Origin of the sequence: Pontibaca salina, from assembly GCF_016307205.1 — a bacterium.
GTDB lineage: Bacteria > Pseudomonadota > Alphaproteobacteria > Rhodobacterales > Rhodobacteraceae > Pontibaca > Pontibaca salina.
Genome location: NZ_JAEIJD010000001.1, coordinates 188,479 through 201,257, shown reverse-complemented (window position 1 = coordinate 201,257; position 12,779 = coordinate 188,479). Strand labels below are relative to the sequence as shown.

The window sequence follows — 12,779 nt, the reverse complement described above, 5'->3', positions numbered from 1 at the left end:
GGTATCTAGCGAACGAAATTAGGTGTGCGGAATTGGCCGCGCCTCAGCTTGGGTGCCGCTTCCACTGGAAGTTCCCCCATCAGATAGGGGTGCATCCCCTGATTGCGCAGATTTTGCAAGAATTGGCTGAAACCTTCTAAATCGGCCAGCTTTGGTGTTTCCGTTAGACGCTGCCCCTTGCTTGAAGCGATACCATCAAGCACCGACTGTAGCGGGGCCAGCGGCGCCTCAATGCATTCGGCTATGGTCCAAATGCGCACGCGGGCGCGGGTCTCCCTTTGGCGTAAAAAGTCCAGATACCCGCTTTCGATCTTTTGCAGCCGCGCCGCATCCCGACGCAGATCGGCAAAATCACGGCTTGAGCGAAACAGAGAAAGCGCCCAGGCCCCCGCAATCACCGAGATCTGCGCGTTCGGATCACGCGCGATTGTCGCGGCAATCGACTGGTTATCCTTGGGCCCGAACTGAAAACACTGATGTTCGCCTTGGGTATTCCATATCAGACTGGTCAGAAAAGCCTGCGGGTCATAATCGCGCCGGGCTGCGCTGTCTGACAGGGCACCGTGGTATAAGGTCTGACCATTCGCGAACTCGACGCGCTTGGGGGCGAAAAGATGCCCGTGGACGCATGCGCCGCTTGCTGCGGTCAGCCAGTCTTTAAACTCCTCAAACAAGTCGCAAAACCCTTGCAGAACGGAATAGGGGCCAGCCGTCAGGCCATTCTCCCAGCCATGCGCGGGCAGGCGGCTTTGCATGTAAAGTCCCGGACGCCCGCGAGTGCGCCGTTCGTTTGCTCGCATGAAGGTGCGGTTGATCATTCCGGGAGCGGGCTCGGCCCGTGTCACCAAGTCGTCCTCATCGGTCAGTAACGCGTCATATAACCCAGCGGCATGCGGCCAGATCTTGCGCGCGACAAAACAATCTGAGCGCCGCAGCATCTGCAAGTGATCGTCATAAAACACATGCGGTTTTCCTTGGAAGTCAAAGCTGGACAGGGTCAATGAGCGGCTTTCGATCGTCTTTGAATGGCGGCGGGCGAGAGTCTGAAAATAGCTCTCGTCAGGTATCCATACACGCCGAAAGTAATGGTCATAGATTTGCCGCGCGGGATCCTGCAGGATGGCAGAAAGAGTCTGGCGCGTCAGGCACCACCATTGGCTTCCGATATGGGGAACCAGCCCCGGCGGGGGGCGGCGTTGCAAGCCCAGACGGCGCTGAAGCCGCACGTAGCGGTCGAACAGATATCGATGTCGTTTCCAGGAAAACGGAAACCGCAGGGTAAAGCGTTCGTGATCCAGCCCACCCACCGTCCAGGGCACATCGGCTATTGTTGCGCTTTCGATAAAATCAATGTTTGGGCGTGCGGCAAGATAGGTCACAAGGTCGCGCACCGGACGTAACGGCAGGCATGACCCCGATGTCAAAAAGACATGGTTAATCTGGCCAAAGCTTTCCAGCATTAATTCGGCAGCCGATTGAGAGGCCGCGACGAGACTCCAGTTACCCCATTCGCAACGGTATCGTTTGCAAAACCGCACCAACGGGTCATCTGCTAATGCGTTGCGGAACTTGTCGAATGTGACGCCGTCGACCTTGCGATCCACATGCACAACCACAGGGCAGCCCGCAGCGGTCCAGTGGCGTGCCACCTGTTCGGCCCGGCTGAATGCCGTGTGGACCAGCATGACAATGCCCAGACTCATGTCCAGTTCCCTTTTGACATGAGCCCGAGGATTTCAAGTTGCTGCCAGTTGATGTATTTCTCTGACCATTTGCACCACAGATTGAGATCATCTGCCATGCAGTCGGCGTAAGCCTTGTACTCGATTGAACCGGAAAAATGCTGGCCACGTCCCAGTTCTTCGATCGCTTTGGAACCGAAACTATCCAGAAATTTGGGGTGCAAAAGTAGACCCGATGTCTTTTTGCCGCCCCATTCATCGTAGACGCGGTTTAAACCGCGCGGCAGCAGCGTATGGGTCGAACTGACATAGGTGTAGCGCCGGTGCCATTTTACCAGCGGTATCTTGTTCAACGCCGGTGCCTTTTCCGGTGTGTCGGGAAAGAACACCCGGCTACGTGGCCCACCCTGGATCCACAGATTTTCATATCGGTCGTTTTTGCGCAGGGTATAATTTCCGCTGTCGAACCAACTGGCGATGTCCATCGGATTGGTGCCGGGAAGATAGGGTTGCTCATCCAGCCCTCCCTTGGGGTACATGTCGAGCAGCATGGCGCTGAAGGATCTGATCGAGGATGCATCCAGCCAATCGGTCAGCGCCCGCAACGGGCGCGTGTCACAAAAAGGATAGATCAGGAACTCATCCGGATCGACCACGAGGCACCAATGGCCGTGGCCATACCAGCGTTGCAGCCAGTTCAGCCAATCCACTCCGAAACGCGCCCGCTTGTAGCTGGCCGTGGTGTGCCAGAGGGACACATCCGGTTGTTCAGCAAGATAGCTGCGCGAGTTGTCATTGCTGTCGTTGTCAACGATCAGGAAATGATTGATGCCGAGATCTCGATAGTAATCCAGGAAAAATGGCAGGCGTTTATATTCGTTGCGCTGGGTGCTGAACAGCAAAAGATCGTCAGGCCGGATCGCCGAGGTGCGATTGGCGACGGGCACAAGTTCGCGTCGCTTTCGAAATGCACGAATCCGCCAACGCAAGCGCTCATTCCGCAGGCGATATGATTGCCATAGCTGCAATTTCTGCCCCTTTCGACCTCGTTACCGCTTATCTACCCTGCGCGGATCACACTGACTCCAACACCACACGGAAATGATCTTGCCATCGGGGTGCTACAAAAACTCCATGAGAGGCATCGGATTTCGTGGTCGTTGTCTTATTGGTTAACGCTCGGATTGCATCGGCCCACTGATAACGGCATGTTTCTGCTAGGTAAATGGGAGTGTTACCGATTACTTCACGATAGACGGGCAGATCATTGCAGATAACCGGCACGCCGCGCGCCGCCGCTTCGACCGCGGGCAGACCAAATCCCTCGGCGCGGCTGGGGCACAGCATCGCCTGCGCACCAGAGACAAGCGCAGCGACGGCACCATCCGTCAATCCGGCCATTTCGCGCACCGGTCCGCCAGAGGGAAGGCGGTCAAGCCGGTCGAATACCGCGCGATTGTTCCACCCGCGGGTGCCGCAGATCAGGAGGGTTGGCGGGTGCTTGATCTGACGGGCAAGAACCTCCCAGACATCCAGAAGAAGATCATGCCCCTTGCGTGGTTCGATGGTGCCAAGGGTCACGAAATAGGGATCGGCTGGCAGAAGCCCGGCAGGGAGGGCAGCAGGATCGGCTTCATGAATATTAACGCCCAGATGGGCAACCGTGGCGATAGGGGGTGGCCCCCACTGTGCCATATACGCCTCGGCGCGTTGCCGGGTGTGTTCCGAGTTGTAAATCACAAGATCAGCATTGCACACGCTGCAACAGTGCAGTGAACCGCGCAGGCGTCCCCTTGCGTTGATAGTGCGGATAATCCAACGGAATCACGTCGTGAACCAGAACGGCAGTTCGCCCCCTGGTCTTGCGCACTGCCGATAGGATTCGGTCCGACAGATTTGCATGACCGGTGTTAAAATAGGTCATGCCAGCGGGCAGGTGGCGGTGCAGCATGGCCGACAGATTGCGGGGGAGGCAGCGGTCACGGCATAAGCGGCGCAAATCGCTCTCAGCGCGGCGCAAAACCGCGTCGCGGCGGGGGGCAAGACGTGACAGTCGATCCGTTGCGCCCCATGGCCGTGCGCCGGTCAGGCGGGAAGAAAGGCGCGGCAGGTTTTCCGGCCCGATCAGGATGAAGCCAAAAGCTGTGCGTGCAATCGCAAATAACGGCTCGGGCCGCGCCGAAAGGTGCACCAGATAGGCCAGTTCCACCCGGTCGATCCCGGTGGCGATGCGGCCCACGCGGCTGATCATACGGGTGATATCAAGCAGGCGGGCAGGTGGGGCCATGTTATCTGTCGTATAGGCCGGTCTGATGCCAACGCCATGCATCGGCGATCATCTGCTGCAAATTTGACCGGACCGGTTTCCAGCCAAGTTCGGTTTCTGCCCGGCTCGACCCTGAAACCAGTCTGGTGCAATCGCCCGTACGTCGCGGACCGATCACGTATGGCACTTCTCGGTTGGTCACGGCGCTGGAATGATTGATCACTTCGCGTACAGAGAAACCCGCTCCGGTGCCCAGATTGAAGACCCGGCTGCCTTTGCCTTGCTGTAGCCATTTCAGGCCTAGAACATGAGCGTCGACCAGATCGCAAACATGCACGTAATCGCGGATGCAAGTGCCATCCGGCGTATCGTAATCGGTGCCGAACACCGTCAGCGCATCGCGCTTGCCGTCAATTGCGTCAAGCATGAGCGGTACCAGATGCGTTTCGGGGCGGTGGCATTCGCCGACTTCCGCGTCGGGGTCGGCACCGGCGACGTTGAAATAGCGGAAAATCACGTGGCGCAACCCATATGCGGCCTCGAAATCGCGCAGCATGTCTTCGATGGCGCGTTTCGAAGCGCCATAGGCATTCAGCGGTTGTTGCGGCGTGTTTTCATCCAGCACCACGTTGTCATGTTCGCCATAGGTGGCACAGGTCGAGGAAAATACAAAGTCCAGGCAGCCCGCCGCCACCGCCGCCTCAATCAAGGTAAGCGACGCGCAGACATTGCCGCGCCAGTATCGGCCCGGTTCGGACATCGCCTCGCCGACCTGACTGAGCGCGGCGAAATGCATCACCGCCACCGGGTTATACTGATCAAACACCTGATCCAAGCGCGCCCGGTCAGCCAGATCGCCGTATTCAAACGGGCCGAATTTAACGGCCTCTTGCCAACCGGTAATCAAGTTATCATAGGTAACCGGTGTGTATCCGGCTGCTTTCAACGCTTTGCAGGCGTGCGAGCCGATATAACCCGCACCGCCGGTCACAAGTATATTTGCCATTTCCGTCCCCCGGGGTCGCCTCTTACTGGGCGGCTTTGTCCAGCTGTACCATTTCGTGCAGATATTCGGACAGGTCATTGCGCAGATCGTCACGTGCCAACGCAAAGGCGACCGTGGCCCGTAAGAAGCCTGCCTTCGAGCCGCAATCAAATCTCTGACCGTCGAAACGGTAGCCGTAAACCGGGTTCCCGGCCCGGATATCATCGGCGATGGCGTCGGTAAGTTGATATTCGCCGCCCGCGCCCTTCTTCATGGAATCAAGATTTTGCAGGATCGAGGGCGTCAGGATATAGCGCCCGATTACAGCCAGATTCGAAGGTGCCTCGTCGGGTTTTGGCTTTTCCACCATGCCTTTCACCGACACGACCGAACCCATATCCTCGGCCACATCCAGAACCCCATAGGACGCGGCCTTTTCAGCCGGAACCTCCATCGCGGCGACCATGTTGCCACCGGTTTCGGCATGTGCTTCGACCATCTGTTGCAGGCACGGTTTTTCGGCCGCAATCACGTCATCCGGCAGAATGACGGCAAAGGGTTCATCGGCGATCAGGCGGCGGGCGCACCATACCGCATGTCCCAGTCCCAGCGCACGGTGCTGGCGGATATAGGCGACGGCTCCGCTGTCCATATAGGTGGAATTGAGCGTCGCCAGCAGATCGTTCTTGCCTTTCTGTTGTAACTCCTGCTCCAGAACGGGCGCATGATCGAAATAATCCTCCAGCGCGCCCTTGCCGCGCGAGGTGACAAAAATGAACTCGGTAATGCCCGCCGCGCGCGCTTCGTCGATGGCGTATTGCACCAAGGGGCGGTCGACCAAGGTCATGATTTCCTTGGGGACAGATTTGGTCGCAGGCAGAAAACGCGTTCCCAAACCGGCCACCGGAAAAATTGCTTTGGTAACTTTCTTTTGCATAAATGGACCTCTTTAATAGGAGTGGCTGGCGAGCGCAGTATTCTGTTCCAGCAAGCCTATATCAATTGCCGTACTGTAGCATCCATAATCCTTAGCGCCACGCGCGGATCAGCCGGAGTTCAGATTCTGCGCGGTTTTTCAGGGCAGGACCCGCACAGAGCCGACCCGTTCGATTTCCGCCGCGACCCGTTTCGAGAACCTCCAAAACGAAAACAACTTCTGGCTGCGCTCGCTCTTGCCGAATATGCCGCCGCTTTGCTCCCAATAGGTGCCACGCCAACTGACCCGATGTAACAGGGCAGTAGGGGATAACAGTATTAACGTCACGTTAACGCCGTCCGCAGCCATATGGCGGGCGCGACGGCGCAACATGGGTCTTTGCCAAGGACGGCCCGCCAGAAAAACGGGCGGCTTGGTTGTGACAGCGGGAAAACGCAGAAAGCACCGCGTGGGCTTGGGCAGCAGGGGAAGGGGGGCAGGGTGGCGCTGCAGGCCATGTTCGAATCCTGCCTTCAGGCTGGCCAACAGGCGGCGCATGTCCCGGGGCTCCAATCCGCCGCGCACAAGGTGTTGTATCAATCGGGTGCGCTGTTCGTGTTGCACACGGCGCAACGCCGCCGCGCGTTCCTCAGGCACGCAATGAGCCGCGAGAAAAACGCTGCAGCTTGCCCCGATCTCGAATAGATCTAAAGGCACGCGATCAGACCGTCGTCGCGCGCTGGCAGCAAATCCGTGATGCACCTGCGCCAGCGGTACGATGGCGGTACGCACTCCCAGATCCGCGAGGCGCATGTTTACGTCGGTTTCATCCAGAAAGAACCGATAGCGCGGATCGAACCCGCCCATCGCGGCCAGTACTGACCGGCGGAGCGCCATGTTGGTGCCTTCGGTCTTGATCGCTTTGTCTCGTGTCGGGGCGAGGACGACCGGATTCGTGTCGCGCAAGTGGATCGGCGCGGTCTGGCCGGTGCCGTCCACGGATTGCGCGCGCGTTTGGAACGAGATGCCGTTCCGCCCGCGCACATAGCCGCCTGTGGCCGCCACATCGGTCTCGGCAAAGGGCGCGGTCAGGTGATGCAGCCAGGTCGGTTCGGGCACAGCGTCATCATCAATGAAGGCGACGATCTCGCCCGCTGCCGCTGCAATCCCAAGGTTGCGCGCCTGCGAGATATTGGCCCCATCAAATGCGATCAGATGCACCTGCCGGAGAAGCGGCAGGCGTCGCAACATGGTGCGGCCCATTTCATCGGCCACGACGATGATCTCGAACGCGTCATATTGCAGGCGGGAGAGTCCGGTCAGGCAGCGGCGCAGCGCATCGGGGCGGCCCCGGCTGACCACCACCACACTGACCGGCAGCCGGTTCATTCCAGGCCCATGGCCGCCATCATTGCCTCGATCCGGGGGATGTCCTCGGGGTTGTTGAGTTCCCAGAACTGCCGCCCCCGTGCCTGCACCTCGACGCACAGAACTTGGCGACTATTCTCCAGAAACCGCAATTGCTCCAGCCCCTCCAATTGTTCCAGCGGTCCTGCCGGCCAGCCGGGATAGGCGGCCAGCGCCTGCGGGCGATAGGCATAAACGCCGACATGGTGGAAGACTGGTGTGTCGGCAGTGTCGGCCCAGGTCGTGCCGGTAAAGGGGACGACTTCTTTGCTGAAGTAAAGCGCGCTGTGATCGGCGCCGAAGACGGCGGTTGTGCCGCCCACGCGGCCCGCTTGGCGGTCAGCCAGAAGTGCATTCAGTGTTGCGCCATCGCAACGCAATACTGGCGTGGCGATTTCCGCAGCCGGGTTCGCGCGCAGTCCCGCGATGAGATCCTCGATGAACCAATGCGGTGTCAGCGGAGCGTCACCTTGCAGGTTCACCACAATCTCGAACTCGCCACCCAAGGCAGCGTGGGCTTCGGAGCAGCGTTCTGTACCATTGACGCAATCGGGCGAGGTCATCACTACCTCGGCCCCAAAGCCGTGGCAGGCATCGCGAATCCGGGTATCATCCGTTGCTACCACGATGCGATCCGCGCCGCTGACGGCGTTGGCAGCCTGCCATGATCGTTCGATCAGGCTGCGTGCTGTGCCGCTTGCGCCACGCAGTTCGGCCAGTGGCTTGCCGGGATAGCGGGTCGAGGCATAGCGCGCGGGGATAACAATCAGGACCGACATCAGACGCCCTTCAGCTGCACGCCTGGTGCGAAGGCAATGAAGAACGGGTTGGCGTAACCGTCCTTGCCATAGGTCAGCGGGGTGTGATCATCGAACCGGACAACTTTGCCGCCCGCACCGGCAAGCACTGCATGACCGGCGGCCGTGTCCCATTCCATGGTACGCCCGACGCGCGGATAAAGATCGGCCTCGCCCGCGGCGACGAGACAGAACTTCAGCGACGATCCCGCGCTTTTCATGTCCTTGACCGCATATTTCGCGATATAGTCGTCGGTTGCTTGGTCGCGGTGGGATTTGCTGGCCACCACCATCAGGGCGTCGTTGTCGCTGTCCGCCACGCGGAGCGGCGTCGTCGCGCCGATTTTATCGGCGTCGAACGGGCCGGCTTCCTCGACTGCGGTGCCATCGGCCAGGGTCAGGAACATGCGATCACGCGCCGGGGCGTAGACCACACCGCGCGTGGGGGTGCCGTTCTCGACCAGTGCTATATTGACAGTAAAATCGCCGCGTCGGTTGATGAATTCCTTGGTGCCGTCCAGCGGATCGACAATCAGGAAAGTATCCCCGGACGTATCATGGGAGTCGGCCTGTTCTTCGGTTACCAGCATAATGTCGGGAAACTCTGAACGCAGCCCGGCAGAGATCAGTTCATCGGCAGCCTCGTCAGCTTCGGTGACGGGACTGTCATCGGATTTTGTCTTCACCTCAAAATCGTCGGAGTTGTAGATTTGCATGATCCGGTCTCCGGCTTGAATAGCCAGTTTGCGGATCACACGGGCAAGGTGATCATAATCCATCAGCGGGCGCTCCGTCCTTCTGCAGTCGTTGAAAAGCGATAGTGGCCCACTTATGGTGCCACGGCAACGAAACGGCAAGAATTCCCTACAGTCGCGCCATGATGCAGGAACACCGATAGATGTTTCATCCCCGCCAGAGACTGACCAAACTGGCAGGCGCCCTGCAGATATTTGAACTTATTTTTCACTCGATTGTGCGCAACATACGAAAAAAGCACAACAATGCCTTCATAGCGATATTGGTGAACATTCTACAGGTCGTGGTTTTCGTGATCGTGTTTTACGTCATGTTCACGGTTCTGGGCATCCGCTCCGCGGCCATTCGCGGCGATTTCCTGCTCTATGTCATGTCGGGGATCTTCCTGTTCATGTGCCATACCAAGGCCGTCGGTGCGGTGTCAGCGGCCGAAGGGCCAAGCAGCCCGATGATGAAACACGCACCGATGAACACAGCCATCGCCATTTCAGCGGCGGCGCTGGGGTCGCTTTACATCCAGGTTCTGTCGATGTTCGTTATCCTGTTCATCTATCATGTCGCCTTTACCCCAATCACCATAGATGATCCGATCAGCGCCTTTTCCATGGTGCTGTTGGCATGGTTCACTGGAAGTGCTGTGGGCCTGATCTTCTACGCTTTGAAGCCTTGGTTTCCGACCTTCGTGGGAATCGCGACGATCGTCTATCAGCGTGCCAATATGATTGCGTCGGGCAAGATGTTTCTGGCCAATATGTTGCCCGCTTTCATGCTGGCAATGTTTGACTGGAATCCGCTTTTTCACAGCATCGATCAGGCGCGTGGCTATGTGTTCATCAACTACAATCCGCATTTCACCAGCTGGCAATATGCGTTTTGGGTGGGGGTTGTCTTGCTGATGATCGGGCTGATGGGTGAATTTCACACCCGTCGCCATGCTTCGGTGAGCTGGGGCGCGCGTCAATAGGGCGCTTTTTCACGCCGCCTCGTCCGGGGTCAAAAGACCCGCAGCAACCAGCACGTCGGCCCAGCCAGCGGAGCCACGAAACAGATGGGTTTGCCAGCCCCGGTTGCGGGCACTGGCGATGTTGTCGGCGCGGTCATCGGTGAACAGCAGAGTTTCGGGGGCCAGCCCGCAATCGGTTTCGACCTGCCGATAGATTTCGGGGTCGGGCTTGATCACCTTCATATGGCCCGAAATGTAATGCCGGTCGAACTCGCGTAGAAACGGATAATGCGTCACCGCATGATCGAAGCTTTCGGTGCCGAAATTCGTCAGTGCGAAGACCGGAACGCCCGAGGCTCGCAGCGCCCGCAGCAGGCGCAGCGAGTGGTCGATGACGGGGCTGGCCAGTTCGATCCAATTATCGTGCCACATGCGGATTTCGTCGTGCCAGTCGGGATAGGCGCGGGCGGTGTCATAGACGGTGCCGGCGAACGCGCCGCCCCGGTCGATGTGGTCGTTCATGCCGTGAAGGTCGACAGCGGCGAACATGGCGCGGCGGCGTTCGTCTCCGATCATGCGATCATAGAACCGTTCCGGCTGCCATTCGATCAACACGTTGCCAATGTCGAATATCACTGCTTGTGGACGCATCCCGCGTTATCCGTTTCGGGGAGTAACATGGCTGGACTGGCTCCGCACCGCAGCCCGGATTTCCTGTTCCAGCGCGTCCAGAAAACGCGACTTGTCCGCCCGAGTGAAAGGTCTGCCGCCGCCTCCGACCGTATTAAGCGGATTGGCGGCGCGCAAGTCGGTCATCAGATCGCGCATGGCCAGTTGTTGGCCGATATTGGCCTGTGTTAGCGCACTGCCGTCGTGCCGCAGCACCCGGGCACCGGCGGCAACACATTTCGCGGCTAACGGAATATCTGCGGTTACCACCACGTCGTCAACGCCGCAGCGTTCGGCAATCCACATGTCGGCCTCGTCGGCACCCTCGTCGACGATCACCGTTTCAACAAGTGGGTTGGCGGAGGGCCGAAGCCCTCCGTTAGATACCAGATACATTTGCAGCCCGTGCCGGGTCGCGACGCGCTCGGCCTCACCCTTTACGGGGCAGGAGTCACCGTCGATGTAAAGCGCGACCACCGGCTTATGACCAGAGCGCTTCGGCGTGGAAGGCAATATGATCTTCGATGAAGGTCGAGACAAAGAAATAGCTGTGGTCGTAACCGGGCTGCAGACGGAAGGTTGCTTGCTGGCGACGCTTGGAAATGGCATCGGCCAGTGTTTCGGGGCGCAACAGATCGATAAACTGATCTTTGGTACCGGTGTCGATCAGGATCGGCCCGTCGAAGCCCTTTTCCAACATCAGCTTCGAGGCGTCGTGTTTGGCCCATGTGCTTTCGTCCTCGCCCAGATAGGCGGTGAACTGCTTGCGTCCCCAATCGGAATCGATCGGGTTAGAGATCGGCGAAAAAGCCGAGACCGAGCGGTAGCGGCCCGGCAGGGTCATTGCCAGCGTCAACGCGCCGTGCCCCCCCATAGAGTGGCCAGTGATCCCTTGGCGCTCGGGATCGATGGCGAACTTCTCGGCCAGCAGCGCGGGCAGTTCGTCGGCGATATAATCCCACATCTTGTAGTGCTTGGCCCAGGGGTCTTGTGTTGCATTGACATAGAAGCCCGCGCCTTGGCCGAGATCGAAATCGTCATGGTCGGCGACGCCTTCGCCGCGCGGCGATGTATCAGGGAAGACCAGCGCGATACCATGTTCGGCGGCCCAGCCCTGCGCCGCGGCCTTGGTCATGGCGTTTTCATGGGTGCAGGTCAGCCCCGATAGGAACCAGAGCAGGGGTACTTTTTCCTCTTTCGCCTCGGCGGGGAGGAACAGGCCAAAGGTCATGTCACCATCACAGGCAGTTGAGGCGTGGCTGTAAACCCCTTGGGTGCCATCAAAACAGGTGTTTTCCGAGATAGTTTTCATTAATACAGTCCTTTCTGCAAAGTTGCGTCATGGCTACAAGGCGGGGCCGAGGCCATCCAGTGCGGGAGCCTCCGGCGGGTATTTGGAAGAGAGTGAAAAGATCAGATGAGCGCGGTCAGTGTGATAACAAGCGGAATGGTCAGTATGCTGAGCGCGGTCGAAATCAGAATCGTCGCCGAAACCCGGTGTGGTGCCACGCCGTAATGCTGCGCTAGCATATAGACATTGCCGGCGATCGGCAAGGCGGCGGCGGATATCACCACAGTGGCCGAGAAACTGTCGACCGGGAACAGCACGAGCACGCCCAAAGCAACCGCAGCAGGGTGCAGCGCCAATTTGCAAAAGCTGAGCCATCCTGCGATCTGAACCCGCTCGGCGGATTTGTCGGCCAGAGAGGCGCCAATCGCGAACAGCGCGCCGGGCGTCGCGGCGGCCCCCAGCAATGACAGAAATTCATTCAGCGGGGCAGGCATCGGCAACTGAAGCCCAGACCACAGCAGCCCCAGTGTGATCGACACGATCATCGGGTTCTTCAGCAGACCCAATCCGATCGTGCCGAAGATGGCCGGCGTAAGATGCGAGCGGGCAGCGGTGAACAGCACCACGATCAATGACGAAAACACGATCATGTCGGTGGCCAGCACCAACATCATGGGGCCGATCGCGGCCTCGCCAAACAGCAGTGCGAACATGGGCAGGCCAAGAAAACCGGTATTGCCGATTACTGCACATTGGGCTTCGATCGCGGCAGTGGACATGTCGAGCCGGCGCAACATGGCGATACCGGTGGCGATGGCATAGACCACCGCGCAGCCGAACAGGTAACCCATCACCAGCGATCCATCGAACACCTTGGCCAGTGGTAGGGTGGCGGCAAAGCGGAACAACATCGCGGAAAGCGCGAAGTAGAAGACGAACTTCGTGAGCCAAGCGGTCGCTTCCGGTGGGAAGAACCGGGTGCGTCCCGCGCCGAAGCCTAGGCCGATCAAAGCGAAAAACGGGAGCGTGCGCAGGAATATTTCGACCATGTAGAAGGGGTAGCTACT

Annotated in this window: 14 protein-coding genes; 1 reads left to right on the top strand and 13 read right to left on the bottom strand. The window is 58.9% G+C overall.

Annotated elements, in window-relative coordinates; genetic code table 11:
* Window positions 1-5: 5 nt before the first annotated feature.
* The 9 genes from JAO82_RS01090 to cysQ all read right to left on the bottom strand — a co-directional run bounded on the left by JAO82_RS01090 (window position 6) and on the right by cysQ (window position 8,832).
* Window positions 6-1,703, bottom strand: a complete 1,698-nt coding sequence (locus JAO82_RS01090) for a DUF5927 domain-containing protein (RefSeq protein WP_198684481.1) — start codon at window positions 1,701-1,703, stop codon at window positions 6-8.
* Window positions 1,700-2,710: a glycosyltransferase family 2 protein gene (locus JAO82_RS01085; protein ID WP_198684480.1), complete on the bottom strand. Its 1,011-nt coding sequence runs from the start codon at window positions 2,708-2,710 to the stop codon at window positions 1,700-1,702. The genes JAO82_RS01090 and JAO82_RS01085 overlap by 4 nt, the downstream gene beginning before the upstream one ends.
* Window positions 2,711-2,756: 46 nt before the next feature.
* Window positions 2,757-3,422: a glycosyltransferase gene (locus tag JAO82_RS01080; protein WP_332872452.1), complete on the bottom strand. Its 666-nt coding sequence runs from the start codon at window positions 3,420-3,422 to the stop codon at window positions 2,757-2,759.
* Between the two features lie 4 nt (window positions 3,423-3,426).
* Window positions 3,427-3,969, bottom strand: coding sequence for a hypothetical protein (locus JAO82_RS01075; RefSeq protein ID WP_198684478.1), 543 nt, complete (start codon window positions 3,967-3,969; stop codon window positions 3,427-3,429).
* A 1-nt stretch (window position 3,970) separates the two neighbouring features.
* Complete coding sequence (galE, locus tag JAO82_RS01070) at window positions 3,971-4,954, bottom strand: UDP-glucose 4-epimerase GalE (RefSeq protein ID WP_198684477.1); 984 nt, start codon at window positions 4,952-4,954, stop codon at window positions 3,971-3,973.
* A gap of 22 nt (window positions 4,955-4,976) precedes the next feature.
* Window positions 4,977-5,870: a UTP--glucose-1-phosphate uridylyltransferase gene (locus JAO82_RS01065; RefSeq protein WP_198684476.1), complete on the bottom strand. Its 894-nt coding sequence runs from the start codon at window positions 5,868-5,870 to the stop codon at window positions 4,977-4,979.
* Between the two features lie 138 nt (window positions 5,871-6,008).
* Window positions 6,009-7,238, bottom strand: coding sequence for a glycosyltransferase family 2 protein (locus JAO82_RS01060; protein WP_198684475.1), 1,230 nt, complete (start codon window positions 7,236-7,238; stop codon window positions 6,009-6,011).
* On the bottom strand, window positions 7,235-8,035 hold the full coding sequence (locus JAO82_RS01055) for a 3-deoxy-manno-octulosonate cytidylyltransferase (RefSeq protein WP_198684474.1): 801 nt from the start codon (window positions 8,033-8,035) through the stop codon (window positions 7,235-7,237). Before JAO82_RS01055 ends, JAO82_RS01060 begins: the two co-directional genes overlap by 4 nt.
* Entirely contained in the window at window positions 8,035-8,832 is a 798-nt protein-coding gene (gene cysQ, locus JAO82_RS01050; protein ID WP_198684473.1) for a 3'(2'),5'-bisphosphate nucleotidase CysQ, read from the bottom strand. The genes JAO82_RS01055 and cysQ overlap by 1 nt, the downstream gene beginning before the upstream one ends.
* A 119-nt stretch (window positions 8,833-8,951) precedes the next feature.
* Here cysQ and JAO82_RS01045 point away from each other — a divergent pair, with 119 nt between their 5' ends.
* Window positions 8,952-9,773, top strand: a complete 822-nt coding sequence (locus tag JAO82_RS01045) for an ABC transporter permease (protein WP_198684472.1) — start codon at window positions 8,952-8,954, stop codon at window positions 9,771-9,773.
* 9 nt (window positions 9,774-9,782) lie between these two features.
* Here the strand turns inward: JAO82_RS01045 and JAO82_RS01040 are convergent, their stop codons facing one another.
* From JAO82_RS01040 to JAO82_RS01025, 4 genes are all read right to left on the bottom strand, one after another.
* Window positions 9,783-10,403, bottom strand: coding sequence for an HAD family hydrolase (locus tag JAO82_RS01040; RefSeq protein WP_198684471.1), 621 nt, complete (start codon window positions 10,401-10,403; stop codon window positions 9,783-9,785).
* Window positions 10,404-10,409: 6 nt separating this feature from the next.
* A complete protein-coding gene (locus tag JAO82_RS01035; protein WP_198684470.1) occupies window positions 10,410-10,898 on the bottom strand; it encodes a YaiI/YqxD family protein in 489 nt (162 codons plus the stop codon).
* 4 nt (window positions 10,899-10,902) lie between these two features.
* A complete protein-coding gene (fghA, locus tag JAO82_RS01030; protein ID WP_198684469.1) occupies window positions 10,903-11,733 on the bottom strand; it encodes an S-formylglutathione hydrolase in 831 nt (276 codons plus the stop codon).
* 101 nt (window positions 11,734-11,834) lie between these two features.
* On the bottom strand, window positions 11,835-12,761 hold the full coding sequence (locus JAO82_RS01025; protein WP_198684468.1) for an AEC family transporter: 927 nt from the start codon (window positions 12,759-12,761) through the stop codon (window positions 11,835-11,837).
* Window positions 12,762-12,779 lie beyond the last annotated feature (18 nt).

What these genes read in the sequence shown, in the direction of transcription:
- JAO82_RS01090 (WP_198684481.1), bottom strand. Translation starts at nt 1,703, where the DNA reads ATGAGTCTGGGCATTGTCATGCTGGTCCACACGGCATTCAGCCGGGCC.
- JAO82_RS01075 (WP_198684478.1), bottom strand. Translation starts at nt 3,969, where the DNA reads ATGGCCCCACCTGCCCGCCTGCTTGATATCACCCGTATGATCAGCCGC.
- galE (WP_198684477.1), bottom strand. Translation starts at nt 4,954, where the DNA reads ATGGCAAATATACTTGTGACCGGCGGTGCGGGTTATATCGGCTCGCAC.
- JAO82_RS01065 (WP_198684476.1), bottom strand. Translation starts at nt 5,870, where the DNA reads ATGCAAAAGAAAGTTACCAAAGCAATTTTTCCGGTGGCCGGTTTGGGA.
- JAO82_RS01060 (WP_198684475.1), bottom strand. Translation starts at nt 7,238, where the DNA reads ATGAACCGGCTGCCGGTCAGTGTGGTGGTGGTCAGCCGGGGCCGCCCC.
- JAO82_RS01055 (WP_198684474.1), bottom strand. Translation starts at nt 8,035, where the DNA reads ATGTCGGTCCTGATTGTTATCCCCGCGCGCTATGCCTCGACCCGCTAT.
- cysQ (WP_198684473.1), bottom strand. Translation starts at nt 8,832, where the DNA reads ATGGATTATGATCACCTTGCCCGTGTGATCCGCAAACTGGCTATTCAA.
- JAO82_RS01045 (WP_198684472.1), top strand. Translation starts at nt 8,952, where the DNA reads ATGTTTCATCCCCGCCAGAGACTGACCAAACTGGCAGGCGCCCTGCAG.
- JAO82_RS01040 (WP_198684471.1), bottom strand. Translation starts at nt 10,403, where the DNA reads ATGCGTCCACAAGCAGTGATATTCGACATTGGCAACGTGTTGATCGAA.
- fghA (WP_198684469.1), bottom strand. Translation starts at nt 11,733, where the DNA reads ATGAAAACTATCTCGGAAAACACCTGTTTTGATGGCACCCAAGGGGTT.
- JAO82_RS01025 (WP_198684468.1), bottom strand. Translation starts at nt 12,761, where the DNA reads ATGGTCGAAATATTCCTGCGCACGCTCCCGTTTTTCGCTTTGATCGGC.